Genomic DNA, 24,798 nt, shown 5'->3' on the forward strand with positions numbered 1-24,798 from the left:
CTCACTCCCGCCGGGGCCTTGATCAGACGATCGGAGATCCCGTCTGCGCCGGGGTGGCCGAAGCCGTAACGGCAGCGCCGGCCGTGATCCGGGCGGCGAAGTCCCGTTGCTGGGGGAGCATCACCGGGCGCAGCGGACGGGGGCCCGCGACGACCGCGTAGTCCGCGCCGAGCAGGTCCGGCGTCAGGTCGCCGGGGTCCTCGCCGAGAGCCAGGCTCACCGCCGCCCACGGTGCGTTCAGCCCGCAGAGCGACAGCTGGTGCAGGCCCCCCGCCGGGCGGGTGTTGACGTCCAGAAGGACCGGTTCGTTCTCGTAGAGGCGGAACTGGATGTTCGTCAGCCAGTGAAGGCCGAACGTTTCCGCGATCAGTCTGGAGGGCTCGATCCAGGAGGGCTGGAGCGTGAATCCGCGGCGGCGGCCGTTCTTGGTACGCCCCACCGCCATACGGACCTTGCCGTCGGGCCCGGTGAGACAGTCGACCGAGACCTCCGGCTCCTCCAGACGCGGCATCACCAGCCAGTCGACGGGGTGCTCGGCACGCCGCAGCGCCTCGACGACAAGAGTCAGCGGAGTGTAGGAGCTCGGAAAACCGCTCAGGTGGAACAGGGAGAAGGGGGCCCGGGTGATGGTCCGGAAGCCCGTGCCGCCCGCCCCGGCGGCAGGCTTGAGGCACGCCCTGTGTCCGGTGGCCTCGATCGCTTCGACAGCCGTGAGGAGTTCGTCCTCGGTGCTCACCCGCCACCACGGCGGCACCGGAACGCCGAAAGCCTCGACCGCCTCGTAGGCGGTGACCTTGTCCTGGAAGACGGCGATGGCTTCGGCGGGCGGGGCGAGCAGCACGGTGCCGGCGGCGGCGAACTCCTCGCGGTGGGCGGCGACGGCGTCCTGGTGCAGTACCGGTACGAAGACGTCGATCCCGTGCCTGGCGCAGTGGTCCAGCGCGTATTCGGCATACGCGGCGGGCGAGAGCCCCTCGGGCTCGAGCGCCGCCGTGTCGGCGGCCATCAGCACCGGTGAGTCGGGGTCACCGTGCGTGGCGTGGATCTCGACCGGGCGGTTCCGCGGATTGTTCCTCAGCTGATCGATGAAGAAGGCGTTCTCCGCGTACGTGCGGTTGAGCCAGACGCGTACGCGAGAGACCATTCAGGCCGCCTTCCGGGGCATGCGGGCATGCCGGAGTACGGCCGTGTCCAGCAGGGGGAGGAGAGTGTCACGGAACCGCCGAAGGGGAACCGGAGTCCGCGGCGGCCGTGTTGGAGAGATCATAGGGCGCGGGCGGCCGCTGGATGGCAACGGGCGTGTTACGGATTCCGCCCGCTCCCTGCGCAGCTGAGCCGGGCCGTGGTGCGGCCGGCGGAGGTGCGCGCGCGGACGATCGGAACGTTTCCGCAAGAGCGGTTGATGATCGCCGGGGCAGGGTGGACTTTCGGCCGGGGCTCCGACATTCTGTGCGCACCTTGATCGCGGTTCGACGTCGAACCGCGCCTCCGTCCTCGTGCACAGGGGGAACTTTATGAGCCCGTCCCGCCTGCCCTCCCGCCGGATCGCCGCGATATCCGCGGCCGTTGCTCTGGCCCTTCCGCTCAGCGCGTGCAGCAGCAGCGGCGACGGTGCGACCGTCAAGGGCGCCAAGCTCGTCAAGGCCGGCCAGATCACCACCTGCACGCACCTGCCGTACGCGCCCTTCCAGTCCGAGAAGGACGGCAAGGTGGTCGGCTTCGATGTTTCCATGATCGACCTGGTCGCCGAGGATCTCGGCGTCGAGCAGGTCATCGTGGACAAGTCGTTCGAGACGATCAAGACCGGCGCCGACCTGAACGCCAGTGTCTGCGACGTGGCCGCGGCCGGCATGACGATCACCGACGAGCGCAAGCAGAACCTGGACTTCTCCGTCCCCTACTTCGACGCCACGCAGGCGCTGCTGGCCCGCAAGGGCGTCAAGGCGGCCACCATCGAGGACATCACCAAGCAGAAGCTCAAGCTCGGTTCGCAGTCCTCCACCACCGGTGAGGACTTCGCACGCAAGCACGGCGCCGATCCGCAGTCCTTCGAGAGTTCGGACGCCGAGCTCAACGGGCTGCGAACCGGTCAGGTCGACGTCATCGTGCAGGACTACCCGGTCGTCCAGAACTGGCTCAAGGACCCGGCCAACGCCGCCAAGTTCGAGATCGTGGGCAACCTCGACACCGGTGAGCAGTACGGCTTCGCGGTCCGCAAGGGCGGCAACCCCAAGCTCCTCGAACTGATCGACAAGGCCATCAAGGACGCCAAGGCCGACGGCACCTACAAGAAGCTGTACGAGCAGTGGATCGGGCCCATGCCGAAGGGTGCCGACGCACCGTGACCGCGCCGACCACCGAGAAGGGCCGGGAGGAGACGGGCGCGCGGCCGCGGATGTCGCCGCGCCGCCGGCGCAGTGTCTCCCGCGGGGTGCAGTACGCCGTCTTCTTCGTCGCCGTGGTGGCGGTGGCCGCGCTGGCCGACTGGAGGACGCTCCAGGAGCAGTTCCTGCAGCCGGAGGTCGCCAAGCAGCTGTTCCCCGACCTCATCACGGTCGCACTGCTGAACACCATGGTGTACACGCTGACCGGCTTCGGGGTGGGCCTCGTACTGGGCCTGCTCGTGGCGCTGATGCGGCTGTCGTCCGTCGCGCCGTACCGCTGGCTGGCCATGGCGTACATCGAGTTCTTCCGCGGACTGCCGGCTCTGCTGATCTTCATCTTCGTGGGCGTGGGCGTCCCGCTGGCCTTCCCGGGGGTGGTCTTCCCCGGGGGTACGTACGGGCAGGTCGCCTGCGCCCTCGGTCTGGTCTCGGCCGCCTACATGGCCGAGACCATCCGGGCGGGCATTCAGGCGGTGCCGCGGGGGCAGTTGGAGGCGGCCCGCACCCTGGGCATGTCGCACGCCACCGCGATGCGGTCGATCGTCATCCCGCAGGCGTTCCGGATCATCGTGCCGCCGCTCACCAACGAACTCGTCCTGCTCTTCAAGGACTCCTCGCTGGTGCTCTTCCTCGGGGTGACGCTGCAGCAGCGCGAACTGACGAAGTTCGGCCGCGACCTGGCCAGTACGACGGCCAACACCACTCCCATCTTCGTCGCGGGTCTGTGCTACCTCCTGGTCACCATCCCGCTCGGCTATCTCGTACGGCGCCTCGAGGCCCGTCATGCAAAGGCGAGGTGAGCGTCCGATGACTGCTACGACTGCAACCACAGCGGAGACCGGGGCGGCCGCGGCGATCGAGATCCACGGACTCCACAAGTCGTTCGGCGACGTGGAGGTGCTGCGCGGCATCGACTTCACCGTCGCACCCGGCGAGGTCGTGTGCGTCATCGGCCCCTCGGGCTCCGGCAAGTCGACCCTGCTGCGCTGCGTGAACCTGCTGGAGGAGCCGACCAGGGGCACGGTGACCGTCGGAGGTGTCGACATGACCGACCCGGACATCGACCTGGACGCGGTACGTCGGCGGATCGGCATGGTCTTCCAGCAGTTCAACCTCTTCCCGCATCTGAGCGTGCTGGAGAACCTGACCATCGCGCAGCGCAGGGTCCTCGGGCGCGGCAAGGAGGAGGCGGGCCGCATCGCGCGGGAGAACCTCGTCAAGGTCGGACTGGCCGACCGCGAGGACAGCTTCCCCGCCCAGCTCTCCGGCGGCCAGCAGCAGCGGGTCGCCATCGCCCGGGCGCTGTCGATGGCGCCCGAGCTGATGCTCTTCGACGAGCCGACCAGCGCGCTGGACCCCGAGCTGGTGGGAGACGTACTCGCGGTCATGCGCACCCTGGCCGACGAGGGCATGACGATGATGGTCGTCACCCACGAGATGGGCTTCGCCCGCGATGTGGCCGACCGTGTGGTGTTCATGGACGACGGCCAGGTGGTGGAGCAGGGCAGCCCCGAGGACGTACTGACCAGACCGCAGCACGCCCGGACCCGGGCGTTTCTCGCCCGTGTGCTGAACCCCGGAGCGGCTCAGCCGGAGGACTGAGGCGAGTCCGGTCAGGTCCGGGGTGGTGGGCAGCCCCCCCGTCACCGCGCGTAGAGCGCCTCGATGTCCGCCGCGTACGCCCGCGTGATCGCGCCTCGGCGCAGTTTCAGGGACGGTGTCATCAGGCCTTCCTCCATCGAGAACTCGTTCGGCAGGATGCGGAACGCGCGGATCGATTCCGCCCGTGAGACAAGGGTGTTGGCCCGGGAGACCGCCCGCTGAATCTGGGCCCGCAGTTGCTCGTCCTCCGTCATGGCCGCCTGGTCTGCCGATTCTTTTCCCTTGAGGCGCTGCCAGTGCGTCAGCGCCTCCGGGTCCAGTGTGATCAGAGCGGCGATGAAAGGCCTGTTGTCGCCCACGACCAGGCACTGCGAGATCAGCGGATGGTGGCGGAGCTGCTCCTCCAGGACCAGCGGGGCCACGCTCTTGCCGCCGCTGGTGATGATGATCTCCTTCTTGCGGCCCGTGATGACGAGGTAGCCATCGCCGTCCAGATGTCCCACGTCCCCGGTGGCGAACCACCCCTCCCGCAGCGCCGCCTCGGTGGCCTTGGCGTTGTTGAGGTAGCCGGCGAAGACCGTGTCGCCGCTCACCCACACCTCACCGTCCTGGGCGATGTGGACCGCGCTGCCGGGCAACGGGCGGCCCACCGTACCGAATCTGACCCTGCCGGGAGGCTGAGCCGTGATCGCCCCGGCCGTCTCGGTGAGGCCGTAGCCGTCGTAGACGGTGACGCCTGTACCGGCGAAGAACAGCCCCAGCTCCCGCCGGAGCGTCGAGCCGCCGGACACGGCGTTGCGCACCTGGCCGCCCAGTACGGCGCGCAGCTTGTCGTACACCAGGCGGTCGTACACCGAGTGCCGTAGCTTCAGGGCGGTACTCGGGCCGGGACCCGAGCCGACGGACTCCCGCTCCACGGCCTCGGCGTACCGCACCGCCACGTCCGCGGCCCTGTCGAAGACACGGACACGGCCGGCCTCCTCGGCGGTGCGGCGGGCCTTGTGGAAGATCTTCTCGAAGATGTACGGCACCGCGAACATGAAAGTCGGCCGGAACGACGCGAGGGCGGGCAGCAGCGCCTCGGGTGTCAGATCCGGCTGGTGGCCCAGCCGGACGCCGCCGCGCAGACAGCTCACCACGACCATCAGGCCGTAGATGTGCCCGACCGGGAGGAAGTTGAGGATGGACGGCTGTACGCCGGGCTCGGCCAGAATCCCTCCCCAGCCCGCGAGCAGGATGTCGCACTCGGCGGCCAGGTTGGCATGGGTGACCAGGCAGCCCTTCGGCGTGCCGGTCGTTCCGGAGGTGTAGCCGATGGCCGCGACCTGATCCGGCCGTACGGAACGTCGATGACGGTGGATCAGGTCGTCGGGCAGGCCGAGGCCCTGGTCGGTCAGCTTCGCCACGCACCCCATGTCCATCTGCCAGATCGCGGCCAGTTCCGACTGCGCGTCGCAGGCCGCCGCCACGGTCATCGCCTGGTTCTCGTGCTCGACGACGATGGCCCGTACCTGCGCGTCGTGCAAAATCCAGCGCACCTGCTCGATGGAGGAGGTGGGATAGACGGGTACGATTTCGGCGCCCAGGGACCACAGCGCGTACACCAGTACCGTGCACTCGTAACGGGTACGGGACATCAGCGCCACACGGTCGCCGAACCGGACGCCGCCGGCCAAGAACCCCTTCGCCGCGGCCATGACCTGGTCGCGGAACTGCTCAGCGCTCGTCGGCTCCCAGTCGTCGGGTCGCGTCGCGCTGATACGGGACAACTGGACCAGGTCAGGGCTGCGTTCGGCCGTTTCGTACACCGAATCCGCGAGGCCCCCGGACCGCAGCGGTTCGGCGCCACAGGGATCGCCAATTCCGTGCATACGGCTTCTCTCTTCCCCCAGTTGCAGACTGCACCGTTCACCGCAGGGAGCGAAACGTACCGGTAAGCGACATCGCTGCCTAGCCTTGCGGCGTCCGCTGGGCAGGCTTTCGTTCCGCTTCCGTCAGGGGCGGGGCCGTCAGGCGCGGGAGCTTGGGGCCTCGCAGTACGGCGAACACGACCGCGGGTCTGACCAGGGCGGTGGTCGGCGCCGACAGCGTCACCACGTCGAAGAAGGCCTTGGTGATGAGCGGGCGGCCGGTCGCGGTCAACAGGAGCCGGTCGACGTACCGGCCCAGCAACTTGGCGCCCAGGCCCGGCTGCTTGCCGACCGCCCCGGGATAGAGGATGTCCTGAGTGGTGGCCAGGTCCCAGGCGACGGCGACCGGACGGGCCACGGCGCGCTGGACGCGCCGGGCCAGACCGGGCGCGCGGAGACCGTGTACGGCGAGGTTCCCGCGCAGGGCCAGTGCGCCCTGGGCGGCCACCGACATCCCGTGCCCGTAGACCGGGTTGTAGGTGGCGACGGCGTCGCCCACCGCGACGAATCCCTCGGGCCAGCCCTTGACCTTCTCGAAGAAACGCCGCCGGTTGACGGTGCTGCGTGTGACCACGACGTCCGTGAGCGGCTCCGCCCGGGCGATGAGCTCGCCCACGATGGGGTGCCTGACTCCGCGGGCGAAGCTCTCGAACTCTTCCTCGGCGCCGGAGGGCTGGCCGCCACGGGTGCCGGACAGCGTCACCAGCCAGCGCCGGCCCTCGATCGGCACGATGGTCGTCGTCTGTCCCGGCCGGGGTTCGCGCGCATCCGACTGCACGTTGACCACGGGAAATTCCTCGGCGCCTTCGGGCGCACGGAAGACCCTGCTTGCGTAGGCCAGGCCCGAGTCGACCTCCTCCACGCGCGGACGGGCGACTCCGAGCGCGCCGAGCCAGGCGGTGGCCCGTGATCCGCGTCCGGACGCGTCGACGACCAGATCCGCTTCGAGGGTGCGCTCCTGGTCCTGGGGCGTATGCACCCGGACACCCGTGACCCGGGCGGCGTCTCCCTCCAGGGACAGCAGCTCGGTGTTCTCGAGGACGGTGACGGCGGGGTTCGCGGTGACCTGTTCGCGTACGACCCAGTCGAGCAGATCACGGCTGCAGGCGATCATGGACTGCATTTCGGGCCAGCGGCGGAACCACCCCTGGGACTGCATGGACACCAGTCCCGTCGGCAGCGGGATGCGGCGGGCGCCGGCCGCCAGCCAGCGGTCGTTCACCCCGGGGAGCAGCTGCTCCATCGCCCGGGCGCCGCCGGACCACAGCACATGGACGTGGCGGGCCTGAGGGAGGCCCTTGCGCGGCTCGGGACCGGCCGGCAGGGTGTCGCGCTCGACCACGGTGATCTCGTCGACGTGCCCGAACAGAGCGGCGGCGGCCAGCATTCCGGCCATCCCTCCGCCAATGACGACGGCACGACGCAGGGTCGCACCCCGGCGGGTTCTATCGGGCTCGCTCATGGAAGTCGCTCTCTGGCCTGGCCGCATGCCCGCGGGCTGCTGCGACGACGGGTGACTGACGCAAGGCGATGGACATCCGCACCAGATCGCGCGGCCTCACGGTCGATACGGATGTGACGGCCCCGGCCGAGTCTATGATCTTGCCCTCCGGGTCGGCGGCCCGGGCCCGCACCGCCGCGGTCACCATCGCCGCGTCGGCCTCGGCCTGCGCCTGGGCCGGGTCGGATCCCGCTGTCACGGCCGCGTCGTACGCGCTCGCCCGCGCCTCGGGGGAGAAGTACGGATACAGGCTGAGCATCCCGTCGTGGATGTCGGACTCCCGCTGGGTCACCCTCAGCTCGGCCGGGGACCACAGGGCGATCCGGACCGCGCGGGCATGGCGGGGGGTGACCGGCTGCAACTCCCGCCAGAGCGGCCCGAGCTGACGGTACGTGGTCCAGGTGCCCCAGACATCCGCCAGGCGCTGGCAGACCAGCGGAAGACAGAAGCCGACCGCGCTGATCTGGGCTCCTACGGAGGCCAGGACCGGTGCGGCATCGGTGCTCAGTCCGTCCCAGTCCCGGCCGGCCCAGCGCGCGAACACGGCAGCGAACTTGGTCACCAGGTAGGCGAGGTTGAACAGATAGCCGACCACGATGATCAGCAGGCCGATCCGCAGCCAGCCGCGGACCTGCAGGGACCAGCGCCAGCACAGGACGGTCATCGCCACACCCGCGACCGTGAGCGCCACGAGGTAGAGCGTGATCATCTCGCGGATGTACGGCGTGGTGGCGTAGTACGTGTCCAGGTCCCGCAGCCGCTCGACGGGGGCCTCTCCCAGCGAGAACAGCACCACCAGCGCCACGATCACCACGCCGTACCCGGCGATCCACCGGCGAGACACACGGCGCGTCTGCTCCGGCGGCCCGCCACGCCAGTTGACGATCAGTACCAGACAGGAGGCGCTGAAGGCGCTGAGCAGGCTGTAGACGAGAGGGCCGGAGAGGTTGGGGACACCGGTGATGCGGTTCACCGTGGCGATGGTCGGCGGGGCTGCGAAGAAGAACACCAGGCCGGCCAGTGCGAGCAGCGCGCATACGGAACGCAGCAGCGGGTCGCGCCAGGCGCGCGCCAATCCGGGCAGCTTGAATGCGAGCGCGATGCCCATGGCGGCAGCCGGTATGTAGTAGTCGGGGCCTTCCACGTCTCAGCCCTTCGGCCCGCGGTATCCCAGGGCCGCCTCGATGCGTCCGGCGAGCACGTCCCGCCGTACCGGGCCGCGGGCGCTCGAACCGGCGAGCCAGGGTCGGCACTTGCTGCCCAGCAGCAGTCCAAAGCTTTCCGCCTCGTTCTCCTCGGCCTGGTCGAAGCGGGTGCGGGCCGCGACCTTCAGTACCGTCGCCTCGAGGTCGGCGTCCTCGGAGAGCAGTCGAGCGGCCACGACGGCGCCGTCCACGTGGCGGCTGCAGTGACCTGCCTTCATGTGCCACAACTCGTGCCCGAGGATGACCACTTGGTGGTCGGGAGCGGTTCGCTCCTCGATCACGATCAGGTCCCGGTCCGCCATGTCGAGCCACAGCCCGCTGGCGGTACCCGGTGGGAAGGAGGCCATCCGGTACTGGACGGGCCGGCCCCGCCGCCGGCTCATTCCGTCGCACAGGGCGGAGTAGAGGGCGGTCGGCTCCACCGGGACGGGCAGCTCGATTCCCGCGACGAGTTCGCCGCACAGCCGTCGCTGCTCTTTGCCTATGCTCACCGTTCTCCCCGTCGGCGCTGGTCTGGCTCCACATCCGGCTCCGCGGCCGGGTCCGTCTCCGGCTGCCGGGCCGGGTTCACCCCCGGCTGCCGACCCGGGTCAGGGCTGCGAGGGCTTGACGCTCTCCAGGAGCATGTCGAGCCATTCGGTGACCTTGTCCCGGTGCTTGTCGGAGGGCAACTGGGCCGCCCGCCAGGCGATGCCGCGTACGCCGTGGTCCAGCAGGAGCCGTTCCATCGGATCGTCGGCGGGCGGAGCCGCGGGAGTTCCCGGCTGCCCATGACCGGCGAGGTCCTGGAGGAGTTTCTGCTCGGTGCGCTGCAGCGCCCCGGTGAGCGCGTCGCTGTCCTCTGCGGTGAGGAAGCCTGCGTGGACCCCGAAGAACCTCTGAATGGCATCGCAGTGCTCCATGGTCGGTCGCCGGTCGCCGTTGATCAGGGCGCCGGCCTGCTGACGCGACATGCCCGCACCGTCGGCGATCTCCTGCTGGGTGTACCGGCGGCCGTTGGGCTTCAGCCGGGTCCTGCGCAACAGGTCGAACCTCTGCAAGAACCTTGCCTGCAGGTCGGGTTCACCTGCCGGCCGCCCCTCGAGCAGAGCCCGCACCACGTCGGCGGGCGCACCCGACTGCTCCGAGAGCCGCTTGAGGTCGAAGACCTCGGCGCGGCTCAGTCCGAGCTTGTCGGCGAGTTCGGCTACCCGGGCTGCGGTCGCCGCCAGCAGACCTGTGGCCGCCGAACCAGAGCCCGGAGCCGAGAAGCCGTCTGTCACCGGTAGGTCTCCTAGATCACGCGGGGTCGCTGCGCACACAGTGGGCTGCTCGGAGGCTAGTCGCTTGCGCGGGTGACATCCAGGCCATGCCACAGCTGTGGCGCGATTGATGTGCCAAGCGGCTTGAATTGCCACGATAGTTGACATTCCAGCGCCGCGAGTAGCAGGATCGCCACACGGTGTGAAGATCGCCCCCGCCCGTGTCCGTCCGCGAGAAGGGTAAGATTCGCGATGGCAAACCTTGCAGCAGTGGGGCGGCCCGGCGTCCATCCGAGGCGCGGCCGGGAGCGGCCGGGCCGTGACGCCGCGGTACGCGGGCTGGTCCGGACGACGCGGCTCAAAGAACTCATCAGGCAGCGCCGGGAGGAACTCGGGCTGAGCCAGGACGACATCGCGGCCCGGCTGGGAATCGGCGTGCGGGCCTACGGCAACCGTGAACGCGGCCTGGTCAAGGCGTGGACCGACCGGAAGCTGCTGGCTCTGGCAGAGGCGCTGGAGATGAGCGAACAGCAGCGGTTCTGGCTCTTCCGGCTCGCCGTCGACCGGGAACCCCCGCGGTCCTGGGAGCCGTTGGCGCCCGCGGCCATGGTGGCCGACGCGGAGACGCAGGACTACCTGCGGAACTACGCCACGATGATGGACGCCGTCGCCTTTCCCGCCGTCCTCTTCGACCACCGCTGGGACGTCGCCCTCACCAACCCGGCCTTCGACGCGCTCTTCCGGGACGTCAGGCCCCACCCGACTGCCATGCCCCGGCACAACCTGCTGCGGTTCGTGCTGTTCCACCCGGACGCGCACACGGTTCTCGCGGACCATGAGACGAGCTGGTGCCTGCCACTCCTCGCCCAGTTCGCGGGGGCTCTGGAGGCGCACGGTGACGACCCCGGCCTGCTGGCCGTACGCGAGGAGATCGCACGCGACCCGATCATGGACACCGCGCTGCGGCAGGGCGTGCCGTACTGGGTCCGATCCGTGGGACCCGACGTCGTGTACCGGGACGGGGCCGAACGGCCGCTCCGGCACCCGGACCCCCGCTGGGGACGGACCACTTGCCGGCTGGTCTGTGAGACGCCCTGGGCCCTGGAGGCGAGTGGGTTCACCCGGATGACCCTGGTGCTGGCCGAGCCCCGGCCGGACCCGCCGCGGCTGAAAGCGCTGCCCTCTCACTCGCGCTGACCGCCGGCGCCCGACGGAGCCCAGGCGGGCGCCGTGCCGGCCAGCTGGCACACCATCAGATAGAGCGGAATGGGCGGCGTGTACGGCGCTCCGGCGCCCGGGTGGCGGATCAACCGGGGCTGCGCGCGAGGCACATAGCCGCCCGCGGCGTAGCGGGCGGGAGCGGGCCAGGTGAGGTCCTGGTCCGAGCCGGCGGGAACGATCCACCACCACCAGTCCCCGTCGGAGAACACGCAGCCGGGGCGGGACAGCCGTGCCATGAGGCGGAAGCCGTGCCGCGCCGGGACCCCTACGGCGTCATAGCCCAGCGTGGCGGCGAGCGTGGGAGGGAGCGGGAGGCGCACACGCTCCCGGCGGCCACGTGCACAGCCACCTGAGAAGCGACCGCGGGTGGGGAGACCGCGGGTGAGGCGGTTGCGGGTGAAGCCGGAGACGAGCCTCAGCACGGTCCTCCCGTCCCGTGCCGGAGTTCCGCCCATACGACCGGTCCGGGGCCGCTTCCGTCCTGGTGCGCTCCCCACGCGCTGCACAACGCGTCGACCAGCAGCAGCCCGCGCCCGCCTTCCTCCGGTGCCACCCGGCGCAGCCGGGGGCCCGTGGGCACAACGCCCTGGTCCTGCACGGCTATGCGCAACCGGCCTGCGCTGTCCGTCAGTTCGCAGCCGATCCGGTCACTGGCGGTGTGCACAACGGCGTTGGTGACCAGCTCCGACACGATCAGCGCGGCGGTGTCGCGGGTGTCTGCGCCGATCTGCCGGCCGAGCAGCCACTCCCGCAATCGGTGTCTGGCCACGGCGACGGACTCGCCGCGGGCGGGCAGCTCGAACCCGAAGTGGCGGACGCGGTCGCCGGGGAACAGGCCGACGATCCGGGGGGTGAGCGCGTTACCAGGTGCCACGACCGATTCCTAACGGTGGGGAAGCGGCGCCGATCCTCGTCTCCCCGGGGGCAGGTTGCGGCAGCCGTGCGAACTGGTGCACCGGCCCACTCTCCCGCTGCCTACGACACTTGGCAAGAGGCACTCTGGAAATTGCAGAGTGGCGTGTCCTGAGTCGCGAGGGCATGGCACACTGCTCGCACCAGCGCCTGGGGAGGTCCGGAAGTGAGTGAACCGCGGTCCGCACCGACCGTGGGTCAGGTCGTACTCGGAAAGCGTCTGCAGGATCTGCGTGAGCGAGCCGGTCTGAAACGCGAGGAGGCCGCCAAGGTCCTCCGGGTCGCCCCGGCCACCGTCCGCCGGATGGAGACCGCCGAGGTGGCGCTGAAGATCCCTTACGTACAACTGCTGCTGAGGGCCTACGGGATCACCGACGAGGAGGCCGCCGCCTTCGTCGAGCTGGCCGAGGAGGCGATCAAGCCGGGCTGGTGGCAGCGCTTCCACGACATCCTCCCGGGCTGGTTCAGCATGTACGTCAGTCTGGAGGGCGCGGCCGCGCTCATCAGGGCGTACGAGCCCCACTTCGTACCGGGCCTGTTGCAGACCGAGGACTACGCCCGCGCCGTCATGCGCACCGGGGCCCTCGGACAGACCGGGCCCGCCGACATCGAACGCCATGTCGCCCTGCGCATGGAACGTCAGTCCCTGCTCACCCGCCCCGAGGCGCCCAAATTCTGGGTGGTGATGGACGAGACGGTACTGCGCCGGCCCGTCGGTGAGCCGGGCGTCATGGCGGCGCAGCTCGACCGGCTGCTGGAGGCCTCGCGGCTGCCCAACGTCACTTTGCAGATCGCGGAGTTCGCGACCGGGCACCACCCCGGGACGTACGGGCCGTTCGTCCTTTTCCGCTTCGCCGTCCCCGAACTGCCGGACATGGTCTACAGCGAGTACCTGACCGGCGCGGTCTATCTGGACGCGCGCACCGAGGTGGCCTCCCACCTCGAGGTCATGGACCGCATGGCGGCTCAGGCGGCAACTGCACAACGCACGAAGGAGATTCTCAAGGATCTCCGCAAGGAGCTGTGAATGGACCCCATATACAACGGCATGCCCGCCGCCGACCTTCCGGCCGAGGGCTGGCACAAGCCGTGGAGCGGTGGCAACGGCGGCAACTGCATCGAGGCCATGAAGCTGGCCGACGGCAGAGTCGCCGTGCGCCAGTCCGCCGACCCTGACGGCCCCGCCCTGATCTGCACCCACAGCGAACTGGCGGCATTCATCCAGGGAGCCAAGGCCGGAAAGGCCGATTTCCTGCTGACGTGAGCCGCCTTGCGTCGCAACCCTGTTCCTGTTCCTGTTCCTGTTCCTGTTCGCCGAACTTCAGAGGATGGAGCTCCTCATGACCGGGCAGAACCCCACGGCCGACCAGATCGACACCGGCAAGCCGCATCCCGCGCGCGTGTACGACTGGTTCCTCGGTGGCAAGGACAACTATCCGGTCGACGAGCTGCTGGCCGGGCAACTTCTCGCCATCGAGCCGCGGGGCAAGGACATCGCCCGGGTCAACCGCGCGTTCATGCACCGCGCCACGGCCTGGCTGGCGGACAACGGGGTGCGCCAGTTCCTCGACATCGGCACGGGCATACCGACCGAGCCCAACCTCCACCAGATCGCCCAGCGGTCGGCACCCGACGCGCGGATCGTCTACGCCGACTACGACCCCATCGTGCTGCGCCATGCCGAGGCACTGCTGCGCAGTACCCCGGAAGGCGTCACCGAGTACATCCAGGCCGACGTGCGCGAGCCGGAGACGATCCTCGACCGCGCCAAGGGCGTCCTCGACTTCAGCAAGCCGGTCGCGCTGTCCCTCATCGCCCTCGCCCACTTCCTCGGCGACGAGGACGATCCGCGCGGCCTGGTGGCCCGGCTCATGGACGCGCTGGCGCCGGGCAGCTACCTCGTCCTCTCGCATGTCACCGGCGACTTCGACCCGGAGGGCGCCGAGCGGGCCGTCGAGCTGTACCGCCAGGGCGGCGTCACACTGCGGCTCCGTTCGCACGAGGAGGTCACCGCCCTCTTCGACGCCTTCGAGCTCGTCAGCCCGCAGGTGGTTCTCGCCGCCGAGTGGCACCCGGAGATCGGCCCCGACCAGCGCGCCGCGGGGGACGAGACGATCCCGGTGTACGCGGGCGTGGCGCGCAAGGCGTAATACGGTACGGAGGTCCCGCCCTCACCCGGCGGACAAACCACGGACCCCCGTCCGGACGTCGGGCAGTTCACGAACCGCGCGTAATACGGTGCACTGGTGAAGCTCACCATCCTCGGCGGCGGCGGATTCCGGGTGCCGCTCGTCTACGGAGCCCTCCTCGGCGACCACGCCGAGGGCCGTGTCACCCATGTCACCCTGCACGACCTGGACGCGGGCCGGCTCACCGCCGTCGCCCGCGTCCTCGCCGAGCAGGCTGCCGGCCGGCCCGACGCCCCGCAGGTCACCGCCACGACCGACCTCGACGAGGCGATCCGCGGCGCCGACTTCATCTTCTCCGCCATCCGTGTCGGCGGGCTGGAAGGCCGCGCCGCCGACGAACGCGTCGCGCTGGCCGAAGGCGTCCTGGGTCAGGAGACGGTCGGCGCGGGCGGCATCGCGTACGGACTGCGGACCGTCCCGGTCGCCGTCGACATCGCCCGGCGCGTCGCCCGCCTCGCACCCGAGGCGTGGGTCATCAACTTCACCAATCCCGCCGGACTGGTCACCGAGGCGATGTCCCGTCACCTGGGCGACCGGGTCATCGGTATCTGCGACTCGCCCGTCGCCCTCGGCCGGCGGATGGCCCGGCTGCTCGGCGCGGCCCCCGACCGGGCGTGGATCGACTACGCAGGCCTCAACCATCTCGGCTGGGTCCGCGGGCTGCACATCGGGGGCCGTGACGAGCTGCCCCGCCTGCTCGCCGACCCCGTCCTGCTCGGGTCCTTCGAGGAGGGCCGGCTGTTCGGCGCCGAGTGGCTGCGGTCCCTGGGCGCCGTCCCCAACGAGTACCTGCACTACTACTACTTCAACCGGGAAGCCGTCCGCGCCTACCAGCAGGCGGAGCAGACCCGCGGCGCGTTCCTCCGCGAACAGCAGGACCGCTTCTACGCCGAGACGGCGAACCCGGCCACGCCCGCCCTGCAGGCGTGGAACCGTACCCGTGCCGAGCGCGAAGCCACGTACATGGCGGAGAACCGCGAGGCGGCCGGCGCCGGCGAACGCGAGGTGAGCGACCTGGAGCCGGGCGGTTACGAGCAGGTCGCCCTGGCCCTGATGCGGGCCATCGCGAGGGACGAGCGGACCACTCTCATCCTCGATGTCCGCAACCGGCGGACCTTGTCCGTGCTCGACGCGGACGCCGTCGTCGAGGTGCCCTGCCTGGTCGACGCGAACGGCGCCCACCCGGTCTCCGTCACACCGCTGCCCTACCACGCCGTCGGGCTGGTGACCGCGGTCAAGGCCGTCGATCGCGAGGTTCTGGCCGCCGCCGAGAGCGGATCTCGCGCGACCGCCGTCAAAGCCTTCGCCCTGCACCCGCTCGTCGACTCCGTGTCCGTCGCACGCCGCCTCGTCGACGCGTACACGAAGGAACACCCCGGCCTCGGGTACCTCCGGGGGGCGGGTCCCGCTCCGCGGTAGAGCGGGACTGTGTCAGTGGGCCGCAGCGCCTGGCCTGTCGGCCGGCTCACCGGTCGGATAGCAGTACGCGTCCACCCGGGGCAGCGCCAGCTCCGGCCGCCAGGAGCGCAGCACGGCGGCCGACGGCTCGAACAGCTGCCCGGGAATGTCGTCCGGGTCGAACCACTCCCAGCGCCGGATCTTCTGCGGCTCGGTCACGTGGGCAGTGCCGGTCACCGCCTCCGCGAGGGCCGCGGCCGTTACGCGGGTGATACCGCGTGTGCCGTCGATCAGGACGGCCATGATCCGCACGTCCCCGGGCGGCGTCCGCAGATTCGTCTCCTCCGCCAGCTCGCGCGCGGCGGCCTCCTCGAAGCTCTCACCCGCGTCGACCTTGCCACCGGGCAGTTCCCACCGGCCGTCGTGACCGAGCCCGAGCAGCAGCCGGCCCTCCGCGTCGGTGACGATCACGCCGACACCGGTGATGCCGTTGGGGGCGGGAAACGCGCGGTCGGGGCGCTCCGCCGCGGCGGTCTGCGCTGACATGTGTCCTCCGTCGTGTGGGAAGAAGTGCCCGGTGGCGGTCCCCCGGAGATCTGGCCGGGGGCCTGATCCAAAACCGGCGGCGGACCGGGCCGGTCTCCGCGAGGATACGGTCCGGTTCGTCGCTCGTCGGCGCCCCGCACGGAGTGAGGGCGCCCCGCCCAAAGGGCTGGTATCGGTCTCCGCCCGGTCAAATCCGTACGTCCTTGGTGCCGTTCCTGTAGCGAAAGGGAACGAAATGCTCCCGACACCCTCGCGGGTTTCGCCTTCCTCGCCGCCGTGAAGTCTCAGGGGAACAACGGTCGAAGGGGGACGGTATGGGGCATTTCCTAGTGATCGGCGGAGGTATTGGCGGATTGGGGGCCGCCCTGCTCGCCGCCCGCCGGGGTCATACGGTCGAGGCGTTCGAGCGGGACGGCCGGGCCCCGGGACCCCATCTGGACGCGGACTTCTTCGGATGGCGGCGCCCCGGTGTGCCGCAGGCGAACCAGCCGCACGTGCTGCTCGGCGCGGCCCGTACCGTACTGCGCGCCGAACTGCCCGACGTGTACGCGGACATGCTGCGGCTCGGAGCGCGTGAACGGCACGAACTGGACTGGTTCGAGCAACGGCCGCCGACCCGGCCGGGCGACGAGGACCTCGTCATGGTCCAGGCCCGGCGCATGGTGCTGGAGAGCGCGCTCACCGCTGCGCTGCGGGCCGAGCCGAAGGTCCTCGTACGGTATGGCGAACCGGTCACCGGCCTTCTCCTGGCGGACACCGAGCCGCCACGGGTGACCGGGGTGCGTACCGACTCCGGGGTGTACGAAGGGGAGTTGGTGATCGACGCCGCCGGCCGGCGGGGCGGCACCGAGCGCTGGCTCACCGAGGCCGGCTGCCGCCCGCCGGTGGTGGAGCGGCACCGCACCGGACTCGCCTACTTCTGCCGCTGGTACCGCCTCCCGGACGGCCGCCTCGACGGGCCGGTGCGCCCCTGGGCGGTGGCCGCAGGCGCGTTCGCCGGCTGCGCCGTCTTCCCCGCCGACAACGGCGTCTTCGCGGTGAACCTGTTCGTCCACACCGACGACCCGACGCGCGGCGCACTGCGCGACCCGGCCGTGTTCGAGGCCGCGGCCAGGACGTTCCCGCCCGGGGCCGCCTGGCTGGACCTCGGGGCGGATCCGCTCTCCGAGGTGCTCGCCACCGCGAGTCTCGACAACCGGTGGAGCGCGCTGTTCGACGAGCGGGGCCCCATCGCCACGGGCATCGTCCCGGTCGGCGACGCGATCACCCACACCAACCCCACCATGGGTCAGGGCATGTCGCTCGCCCTGTGGGCCGCGCAGTGGGTCGCGCACCACGGCGACCGGGCCCCCGAGTCGGCGGAGTTCGCCGCGGCGTACCACGCGTGGGCGCTCCGGACCCTGAAGCCCTGGTTCGACTCCCAGGTCGTCGCCGACGCGGCGATCGGCGACCGCTTCGCCACCCGGACCGGTCGCACCGGGATCGCCCGCGAGATGGCGGCCCTCTTCGAATGTGCCGTCGACGACCCCGAGGTGATGCGGGCCCGCGCCCGGGTGCGCCACCTCGTCGCGTCACCCGCGCAGGCGTACGGCGCCGAGGTCCGGGCCCGTGTCGCGGCCTGGCTCGCGGCCCGCCCCGGCTACGCGCCGCACGCGGCGGGCCCGGACCGCCGGGAATGGGAGAAGATCACGGCGTCCTGAGAACCTCGTCCAGGTCGTAACGGACCGGTTCCTCCAGCTGGGTGTACGTACAGCTGCCCGGCTCACGGTCCGGCCGCCAACGGCGGAACTGTGCGGTGTGCCGGAACCGGTCGCCCTCCATGTGGTCGTAGGCCACCTCGCAGACCCGCTCGGGCCGCAGCGGAATCCACGACAGGTCCTTCTTGCCGGACCAGCGGCTCGGGGCGCCCGGCAGCCGGGCGTTTTCGTGGGCGGCTTCCTCCGCCCAGGCGGCCCAGGGGTGGCCTTCCGGTGACTCCATGCGCAGCGGTTCCAGCTCGGCCACCAGTTCCTGCCGCCGCTTCATCGGAAACGCCGCGCAGACGCCGACGTGCTGCAACCGGCCCGAGGCATCGTGCAGACCGAGCAGGAGCGAGCCGAGCACGGGGCCGCTCTTGTGGTACCGGTAGCCCGCGACCACGACATCGGCGGTGCGCTCGTGCTTGATCTTGTACATGAGCCGGGCGTCCGGCCGGTACGGGAGATCGAGCGGCTTGGCGATCACGCCGTCGAGCCCGGCGCCCTCGAACCGCTCGAACCACTCCTGGGCGACCGCGATGTCCGTGGTGGCGGGAGTCAGATGGACGGGCGGGGCGGCCTTGGCCAGGGCGGCGGCCAGTGTGGTGCGCCGCAGCGACAAGGGTGCGTCGAGCAGTGCCTCGTCGCCGAGGGCCAAAAGATCGAAGGCGACGAAACTCGCCGGGGTCTGTTCGGCGAGCATGCGCACCCGGGAGTCCGCTGGATGGATGCGTTCGGTCAGCTTGTCGAAGTCGAGCCTGCCCTCGTGCGCGATGACGATCTCGCCGTCGATGACGCAGCGGTCGGGCAGATTGGCCCGCAGCGCGACGACCAGCTCGGGAAAGTAGCGGGTGAGCGTCTTGCCGGTCCGGCTGCCGATCTCGACCTCGTCACCGTCACGGTGGACGATCGCACGAAAGCCGTCCCACTTGGCCTCGTAGTGCATTCCGGACGGGATGCGGGCCACAGACTTGGCCAGCATCGGTTTCACGGGCGGCATCACCGGCAGATCCATGTCTGGATTCTGCTGTGGAATCGCGCCGGACGCCCGGTATGCGCCATCCGGCAGGTCGGCCTACCGTGGCCGACATGGGAACTGCGGTGGAGCTGGAGGCCGGCGGCCGGACCGTACGGCTGACCAACCCGGACAAGGTGTACTTCCCCGAGCGCGGCTTCACCAAGCTTGACCTCGCCCGCTACTACCTCACGGTCGGAGACGGGATCACCCGCGCGCTGCGCGACCGGCCGACCACCCTCGAGCGCTACCCGGACGGGGTCGAGGGAGAGTCCTTCTTCCAGAAGCGCGCCCCCAAGAACCTGCCGGACTGGATCCCCACCGCCCGGATCGCCTTCCCCAGCGGCCGCTTCGCCGACGAAATCTGCCCCACCGAGGTCGGGGCGGTGCTGTGGGCCGCTCAGCTGGGCTGTCTCACCTTCCATCCGTGGCCGGTACGCCGGAACCGCACCGACCACCCGGACGAGCTGCGCCTCGACCTCGACCCCCAGCCGGGCACCGACTACGCCGACGCTGTTGCGGTCGCGCACGAGCTGCGGGCCCTGCTCGACGAGCACGGGCTGCGCGGCTGGCCCAAGACCTCCGGCGGCCGTGGGCTGCACGTCTTCGTCCCGATCGAGCCGGAGTGGACGTTCACCGACGTCCGCAGGTCGGCGATCGCCGTCGGCCGTGAACTGGAGCGGCGGATGGCCGGCCGGGTCACCACCGCCTGGTGGAAGGAGGAGCGGGGCGAGAAGATCTTCATCGACTACAACCAGACCGCCCGCGACCGCACCATCGCCTCCGCCTACTCGGTCCGTCCGAGGCCGCACGCGCCCGTGTCCGCACCGCTGATCTGGGACGAGGTGGACGACGCCGAACCCCGCGACTTCGACCTGGCCACGATGCCCGCCCGGTATGCCGAAATCGGCGACGTACACGCGGACATGGACGACCACCGGTTCCGGCTCGACAGCCTGCTCGAACTGGCGGACCGGCACGAGCACGACCACGGTCTCGGCGACATGCCGTACCCGCCGGACTACCCCAAGATGCCGGGGGAGCCCAAGCGGGTACAGCCGAGCCGCGCGAAGAGCCCGGGGGAGCCTCCTACGAGTCCGTGATCACAGCTCCGTAATTACGGCTCCTGATCACAGCTCCTGATCACAGCTCCTTGATACGGATGTTGCGGTACGAGACCACATCCGTGGTGCCGTGGACCTGGAGCCCGATATAGCCGGAGGCGAAGCGCCGGCCGTCGGTGCCCGGGTCGTCGGCCCGCGCCGGGACGAAGTCCTGGCCGCCGACGTTGTCGAACTCGTTGATCAGGACACCGTTGCGGTAGACCGAGTAGTGCTGGCCCACCACCCTGATCTCGTAGTCGTTCCAGGTGCCCTTGGGCGTGACCCCCGCACCGCCGAGGCCGACCCGGTCGAAGCCGTAGACCGAACCGGTCTTGTACATGTCGCCGTCCGGCCGGTCGAGCACCTGCACCTCATGCCCGTACTTGATGGCGACCCACTCCGGTCGCGGCTCCTCGGGGTGGTCGTGGACCTGCGGGAACCGGACGAAGACACCACTGTTGGCGTGGCCCGTGCCCGGTGCGTCGTCGCGCCACTGGAGCTTCAGTGAGAAGTCCTCGTACTTCCGCTCCGGGAACCACAGCATGCCGAGGCCGCCCTTGGTCGTGCCGCTGGTCATCGAGCCGTCGGCGTTCAGGCCGAACGAACCGCCGCCCACATGGCTCCACTTGGCGAACGACGCCGACGTGCCGTCGAACAGATCGCGGTAGCCGCCCGTCTGGCCGGGCTTGCCGATGCCGGACTGCTTGGCGGCCCGGTAGATCCTCTTGTGCTCGCGCTGGTCGACGACCCCGTCGGCGAGCAGCTTGTCGAGGACCTTGTCGACGTGCTTGAGGAAGAGGGCGTGGGAGGTCCACTCCTTCTCGTCCTCGATCAGCTCGTTGATCGTGCAGCGGCTGCGGGTCATACGGTTGGGCACTCCGGTGTCCACCGTGCCGACGATCACCGTCAGCCGTTCGTCCCATTCCGGGCAGTTGGGCGCCGGGACGCCACCGCCCTCCGCGACCGTGAACGCCGTCTGCCCGGCCACGGACGCGTTGCCCGCCTTGTCGGTCGCCCGGTGCGCGAAGGTGTGCCGGCCGACGCGGTCGACCAGGACGGGGGCGGTGTACGCCAGGTACGGGCCGCCGTCGAGCGAGTACTCGACCTTGTCCACGCCCGAACCGGCGTCGGAGGCGGTCACCGTCACCCTCGCGCTGGTGATGTACGCGCCGTCCGAGTTGGTCTCCCCGCTGACGGCCGCCGAGGTGACGGGCGGCGTCCTGTCCTCGGCCGGCGGGGCCACGACGGTGAAGTCGACCGCCTTCTCCGCCGCCGCGTTGCCCGCCTTGTCGGTGGCCCGGTAGCGGACGTGGTGGGTGCCCGCCTCATGGACCATGACCGGTCCGCTGTAGGTCTGCCAGGCACCCGTACCGAGCGCGTACTCGATTGTGTTGACGCCCGACCCGGTGTCGGACGCGGTCACGGTGACGGTCGCCATGTCCAGGTACTGGCCCTGCTCGTTCTTCTCGCCGCTGACGGTCGCCGAGGTCTCCGGCGGCGTCTTGTCGTCCGTCGGCGGGGCCACGACGGTGAAGTCGACGGCCTTCTCCGCGGCCGTGTTCCCGGCCTCGTCGGTGGCCCGGTAGCGGATCTTGTGAGTGCCGACCTCATGGATCATGACGGGTGCGGTGTACGGCTGCCAGGCACCGGCCGCGCCCACCGCGAACTCTGTCCTGTCCACGCCCGAGCCGGCGTCGGTGGCCGACACGGTCACGGTCGCGTGCCCGATGTAGGCGCCGTCGGCGTTCTTCTCACCCTCCACCTTCGCGGAGGTCTCGGGCGCCGTGGTGTCCTCGCCGCCGCCCTCGGTGACGGTGAGGATGCCCTGCATCTGACCGTGCCCGGGAATCGTGCAGTGGTACAGGTACCGGCCGGGGGTCAGGGTGACCTCGGCGGTGTGCCTGCCGCCTTGCTCGTCGTTGGGATTGGCGAGGATGTTCAGCGGCACGTCGTTGTTGTACTCGGGATCGGAGACGTCGAAGGTCAGGGTGTGCGGCATGCCGGTGGTGTTTCCGGTCGCCTTGCTGTTCTCGAAGACGATCGTCGTCCTGCCGGCCACCGCTGTCGTGGGGAACGACAGATAGCGGTCGATGGGATCGCCCGCGGTCCAGGTGAGCACCTGGTCGGCGGCGGCCACCGGGTCGTCCGTACGGCCGTGCGCCGTGGTGGAGTTCAGCCCCAGCAGCATCAGAATGGCGGCCAGCAGGGCCGTCCAGAGCCGGATTTTTCCCCGTCGCGCTCTCACTGTTCCGCCTTCCTGGCGAGATCGGCGGCGGCCGGAGTCGCCTCGCCGCCCTTGTAGGTGACCCGCCACAGTGCCGACTTGGCGTCGGAGGTGAAGAAGCCGCGCCCGTAGTCCAGGACATAGAGCGAGCCGTCCGGGGCGAATTTCCAGTCCATCAGGTTGCGGATGCCGTTCGCACCGACCGGGACGATCTTCTTCAGATTCTCGGCGTGCACCGGCAGACCGCCCTTGCCCACGGTCTTCGGATCGGTCAGCACCGCGTGCCGCGGCTGGTCACCGTCGTAGAAGTCACCGACGAACCACTTGCCGTCCCAGTAGGCCGGCCACTTGTCCGTGGACTCGCTCGTCGCGTCGAAACGGTAGACGGGCCCGTTCATCGTGGCCTGCCCGCCGCCCTTCAGCCACGGCAGCAGCAGCTTCTGCTCCGCGATCTTGTAGCTGGGGACGCCGTTGGCGTCGCGCGGGAAGTCCGGGGCGCCGCCCTGCGGTGCGTACCAGATGGTGTTCGGCGTAACGGGCGGCAGGTTCACCAGACCGTCGTTGTTCGGCGACTCGTTCTTCGGCTTGGCGCAGTCGTACCAGCCCAGCGGCTTGGCCGGATCGGGCAGATTACGGTCGCGGTACGGCTGGTTGTTGCCCATGCAGTACGGCCAGCCGTGGTTGCCCGGCCTGGTGATCGCCGCGAAGGTGTCGTACTTGGCCGGGCCCCACGTGGTGCTGGGCGCCCCCGCGTCCGGGCCGACCCACCCCGCGTACAGGATGTCGGTCTTCTGGTCGACCGCGATCCGGGCCGGGTTGCGCACGCCCATCACATAGATCTCGCCGCGCGTCTTGCCACCGCCCTCGTCGGGCTCCTCGCCGGTGAAGAGGTTGCCCTCGGGCAGGGTGTAGGTGCCGTCGGGCTCCGGATGGATGCGCAGGATCTTGCCGTTGAGGTTGTTGGTGTTGCCGGCGGTGCGGCGGGCGTCGGCGAAGGAGACGCCCTTGAAGTTCGGCTCCGGGTTGTTGCCCGAGTAGCCGTCGCTGAACCGCGAGGAGTTGTTGTCGCCGGTGGCGATGTAGAGGTTGCCCTTGGAGTCCCAGGCCATCCCGCCGCCCGCGTGGCAGCAACTGTGGATCTGCACCGGCCACTTCAGGAGGACCTTCTCCGACGCGAGGTCGAGCTTGTTGGTCTCCAGGTCCAGGGTGAAGCGGGAGACCCTGCGCTCGGCCGTCCGCGTATCGCGGTTGATCTTCGAGTGGGGGGTGTAGTGCAGGTACACCCAGCCGTTGCTCCGGAAGGCGGGGTCGAGCTCGATGCCGAGCAGTCCTTCTTCGTTCTTGACCAGTTCGTCGCCACCGCCCTTGTTGCCGAAGACGGTGAGCGCCCCGGCCAAGGTGACCTTCTTGGTCTTCGGGTCGTAGACATGGATCTGGCCCTGGCCCTTGCCGATGTCCGGGCTGTTCCAGTCCGTGACGACGGGCGCGCTGTTGTCGCCGCCACCGCGGCCGATGTAGAGCACCCGGCCGTCCGGGGCGGTCACCAGCCCGTGCGGCTCGCCGATCTGGTCCGACTGGCCGGGCTGGTTGGGCTGGGTCACGCGCTCGGCGGCGTAGTTGGCGGTGATGGTGGCCTTGCAGTCGGCGCGTACTAGACGGGTCGTCCAGAGCAGCGCGCCGCGCAGGTGGTCGCGGAAGTCGGTCTCGGTGTACGAGTCGGCCGTCCCGCCCATGCCCGTGTAGAAGGAGCGGCCGCCGTCGTAGTCCCGGCACCACGAGACGGGATGGTCCCAGCCGTTGGCGCTCGTGCCGGGCTGGTAGGTGCTTTCGCGGACCCTTGCCACGGTGTGGACGTCACCGGACGGGTTCTGTGCCCAGTTCAGCCATTTGTCGGGGCGCTTCCACTGAAGAGGCAGGTCCTTGGTCGCCGGGTGCGTACGGTCGCCGACCTCGACGGTCGCGCGCTGTACGTTCGCGGGGCCGCCTGCCGCGGGCCGGGCGCCGACCAGGCCGGTGAACCAGCTCGAGTACGGTTCCGTACGTGCCGCGTCATGGATGCCGAGGAACCCGCCTCCGGCCTCCATGAAGGCCTCGAGACCCGCTTCCTGCTCGGAGTCGAGGACGTCGCCTCCACCGGTGAGGAAGACGACGGCGTTGAACTTCCCCAGCCTGGGCTTGGTGAAGACTGATGCGTCGTCGGTGGCTTCCACCCGGAACCGCTGGGCCGCGGGCCCGGACGCGCCGATCTTTTCGATGGCTTCGATGCCGGCGTCGACGACCGGCGACTCGGCGGTCGCCGAAGCGTGGAAGACGAGAACCCGTACGTTCGCGCCACCGGGAGGTGAGGGTAGAGACAACGTTGTTGAAGCGGTCGATGGCGCCGACGGCTCCGGATAGGGTCTGGCGGTCGCTTCGGCGCCGCCGAGCAGGGAGGCGGCGAGGGCTCCGGCCGCCACGGCGGCGGCCGTTCCTCGTCGCGCTCTGGACCGGTGATGCGGTGTGCGCTGCATGTGTTCACCCACCCAACTTTGGTCACTGCAACAGCCGATGAAGGTAGACCTCTTTTGGTGACGCGCCAATAGGTATGGCCGAGATCCATCCGACTTTGTCC

The 24,798-nt window shown here is 70.1% G+C and carries 22 protein-coding genes; 10 read left to right on the forward strand and 12 right to left on the reverse strand.

Translation table 11 applies throughout. From position 1 onward, the window contains the following. Positions 1–22 precede the first annotated feature (22 nt). The gene (locus AB0M62_RS16395) at positions 23–1,144 is read right to left on the reverse strand and encodes an ATP-grasp domain-containing protein (RefSeq protein WP_366074868.1); all 1,122 of its coding nucleotides are present in this window, start codon (positions 1,142–1,144) and stop codon (positions 23–25) included. Between the two features lie 370 nt (positions 1,145–1,514). Between AB0M62_RS16395 and AB0M62_RS16400 the strand changes: the two genes are divergently transcribed. From AB0M62_RS16400 to AB0M62_RS16410, 3 genes are read left to right on the forward strand one after another with little or no spacing between them, the layout of a single operon-like run. Beyond that, on the forward strand, positions 1,515–2,345 hold the full coding sequence (locus tag AB0M62_RS16400; RefSeq protein ID WP_366074869.1) for a transporter substrate-binding domain-containing protein: 831 nt from the start codon (positions 1,515–1,517) through the stop codon (positions 2,343–2,345). Between the two features lie 50 nt (positions 2,346–2,395). Further along, the gene (locus tag AB0M62_RS16405) at positions 2,396–3,184 is read left to right on the forward strand and encodes an amino acid ABC transporter permease (protein ID WP_366074959.1); all 789 of its coding nucleotides are present in this window, start codon (positions 2,396–2,398) and stop codon (positions 3,182–3,184) included. Between the two features lie 7 nt (positions 3,185–3,191). Beyond that, a complete protein-coding gene (locus tag AB0M62_RS16410; RefSeq protein ID WP_366074870.1) occupies positions 3,192–3,986 on the forward strand; it encodes an amino acid ABC transporter ATP-binding protein in 795 nt (264 codons plus the stop codon). Between the two features lie 41 nt (positions 3,987–4,027). On the opposite strand, the gene AB0M62_RS16415 is transcribed toward AB0M62_RS16410, so the two are convergent. The 5 genes from AB0M62_RS16415 to AB0M62_RS16435 form a co-directional block, all read right to left on the reverse strand. Next, positions 4,028–5,857 (reverse strand): AMP-dependent synthetase/ligase, encoded by a 1,830-nt coding sequence (locus tag AB0M62_RS16415; RefSeq protein WP_366074872.1) that lies wholly within the window; start codon positions 5,855–5,857, stop codon positions 4,028–4,030. A 79-nt stretch (positions 5,858–5,936) separates the two neighbouring features. Further along, positions 5,937–7,358 (reverse strand): FAD-dependent monooxygenase, encoded by a 1,422-nt coding sequence (locus tag AB0M62_RS16420; protein ID WP_366074873.1) that lies wholly within the window; start codon positions 7,356–7,358, stop codon positions 5,937–5,939. After that, a complete protein-coding gene (locus AB0M62_RS16425; protein ID WP_366074875.1) occupies positions 7,342–8,541 on the reverse strand; it encodes an MAB_1171c family putative transporter in 1,200 nt (399 codons plus the stop codon). The genes AB0M62_RS16420 and AB0M62_RS16425 overlap by 17 nt, the downstream gene beginning before the upstream one ends. Before the next feature lie 3 nt (positions 8,542–8,544). After that, positions 8,545–9,093: a toxin-antitoxin system, toxin component gene (locus tag AB0M62_RS16430; RefSeq protein WP_366074876.1), complete on the reverse strand. Its 549-nt coding sequence runs from the start codon at positions 9,091–9,093 to the stop codon at positions 8,545–8,547. A gap of 99 nt (positions 9,094–9,192) precedes the next feature. Further along, a complete protein-coding gene (locus tag AB0M62_RS16435) occupies positions 9,193–9,864 on the reverse strand; it encodes a helix-turn-helix transcriptional regulator (protein WP_366074877.1) in 672 nt (223 codons plus the stop codon). A 231-nt stretch (positions 9,865–10,095) separates the two neighbouring features. On the opposite strand from AB0M62_RS16435, the gene AB0M62_RS16440 reads away from it, so the two are divergent. Continuing rightward, positions 10,096–11,040, forward strand: a complete 945-nt coding sequence (locus AB0M62_RS16440) for a helix-turn-helix domain-containing protein (protein ID WP_366074878.1) — start codon at positions 10,096–10,098, stop codon at positions 11,038–11,040. On the opposite strand, the gene AB0M62_RS16445 is transcribed toward AB0M62_RS16440, so the two are convergent. Together AB0M62_RS16445 and AB0M62_RS16450 are read right to left on the reverse strand one after the other, a co-directional pair. After that, positions 11,028–11,519 carry a hypothetical protein gene (locus tag AB0M62_RS16445; RefSeq protein ID WP_366074879.1) on the reverse strand — a complete coding sequence of 164 codons (492 nt, stop codon included), beginning with the start codon at positions 11,517–11,519 and terminating at the stop codon, positions 11,028–11,030. The genes AB0M62_RS16440 and AB0M62_RS16445 overlap by 13 nt on opposite strands. After that, positions 11,480–11,938 carry an ATP-binding protein gene (locus AB0M62_RS16450; protein WP_366074880.1) on the reverse strand — a complete coding sequence of 153 codons (459 nt, stop codon included), beginning with the start codon at positions 11,936–11,938 and terminating at the stop codon, positions 11,480–11,482. The genes AB0M62_RS16445 and AB0M62_RS16450 overlap by 40 nt, the downstream gene beginning before the upstream one ends. 204 nt (positions 11,939–12,142) lie before the next feature. Between AB0M62_RS16450 and AB0M62_RS16455 the strand changes: the two genes are divergently transcribed. The 4 genes from AB0M62_RS16455 (at position 12,143) to AB0M62_RS16470 (ending at position 15,584) form a co-directional block, all read left to right on the forward strand. Continuing rightward, a complete protein-coding gene (locus tag AB0M62_RS16455; protein WP_366074881.1) occupies positions 12,143–13,003 on the forward strand; it encodes a helix-turn-helix transcriptional regulator in 861 nt (286 codons plus the stop codon). Further along, complete coding sequence (locus AB0M62_RS16460; protein ID WP_366074882.1) at positions 13,004–13,240, forward strand: DUF397 domain-containing protein; 237 nt, start codon at positions 13,004–13,006, stop codon at positions 13,238–13,240. 76 nt (positions 13,241–13,316) lie between these two features. Further along, positions 13,317–14,126 carry an SAM-dependent methyltransferase gene (locus tag AB0M62_RS16465; protein WP_366074883.1) on the forward strand — a complete coding sequence of 270 codons (810 nt, stop codon included), beginning with the start codon at positions 13,317–13,319 and terminating at the stop codon, positions 14,124–14,126. A gap of 96 nt (positions 14,127–14,222) precedes the next feature. Then, positions 14,223–15,584 carry a 6-phospho-beta-glucosidase gene (locus AB0M62_RS16470; RefSeq protein WP_366074884.1) on the forward strand — a complete coding sequence of 454 codons (1,362 nt, stop codon included), beginning with the start codon at positions 14,223–14,225 and terminating at the stop codon, positions 15,582–15,584. Between the two features lie 12 nt (positions 15,585–15,596). On the opposite strand, the gene AB0M62_RS16475 is transcribed toward AB0M62_RS16470, so the two are convergent. After that, entirely contained in the window at positions 15,597–16,109 is a 513-nt protein-coding gene (locus tag AB0M62_RS16475; protein WP_366074885.1) for an NUDIX domain-containing protein, read from the reverse strand. A 314-nt stretch (positions 16,110–16,423) separates the two neighbouring features. Here AB0M62_RS16475 and AB0M62_RS16480 point away from each other — a divergent pair, with 314 nt between their 5' ends. Beyond that, the gene (locus AB0M62_RS16480; protein ID WP_366074886.1) at positions 16,424–17,809 is read left to right on the forward strand and encodes an NAD(P)-binding protein; all 1,386 of its coding nucleotides are present in this window, start codon (positions 16,424–16,426) and stop codon (positions 17,807–17,809) included. On the opposite strand, the gene AB0M62_RS16485 is transcribed toward AB0M62_RS16480, so the two are convergent. After that, positions 17,796–18,860: an ATP-dependent DNA ligase gene (locus AB0M62_RS16485; protein ID WP_366074888.1), complete on the reverse strand. Its 1,065-nt coding sequence runs from the start codon at positions 18,858–18,860 to the stop codon at positions 17,796–17,798. The two genes, AB0M62_RS16480 and AB0M62_RS16485, sit on opposite strands and share 14 nt — an antisense overlap. A gap of 74 nt (positions 18,861–18,934) precedes the next feature. On the opposite strand from AB0M62_RS16485, the gene ligD reads away from it, so the two are divergent. Then, positions 18,935–19,963 (forward strand): non-homologous end-joining DNA ligase, encoded by a 1,029-nt coding sequence (gene ligD / locus AB0M62_RS16490; RefSeq protein ID WP_366074889.1) that lies wholly within the window; start codon positions 18,935–18,937, stop codon positions 19,961–19,963. A gap of 40 nt (positions 19,964–20,003) precedes the next feature. Here ligD and AB0M62_RS16495 read toward each other — a convergent pair whose 3' ends face one another. Both AB0M62_RS16495 and AB0M62_RS16500 read right to left on the reverse strand, forming a co-directional pair. Then, complete coding sequence (locus AB0M62_RS16495) at positions 20,004–22,151, reverse strand: family 16 glycoside hydrolase (protein ID WP_366074960.1); 2,148 nt, start codon at positions 22,149–22,151, stop codon at positions 20,004–20,006. 53 nt (positions 22,152–22,204) lie between these two features. Further along, on the reverse strand, positions 22,205–24,697 hold the full coding sequence (locus AB0M62_RS16500) for a ThuA domain-containing protein (protein ID WP_366074890.1): 2,493 nt from the start codon (positions 24,695–24,697) through the stop codon (positions 22,205–22,207). Between the last annotated feature and the right edge of the window lie 101 nt (positions 24,698–24,798).

It is taken from the genome of Streptomyces sp. NPDC051219, assembly GCF_040682335.1.
Lineage (GTDB): Bacteria > Actinomycetota > Actinomycetes > Streptomycetales > Streptomycetaceae > Streptomyces.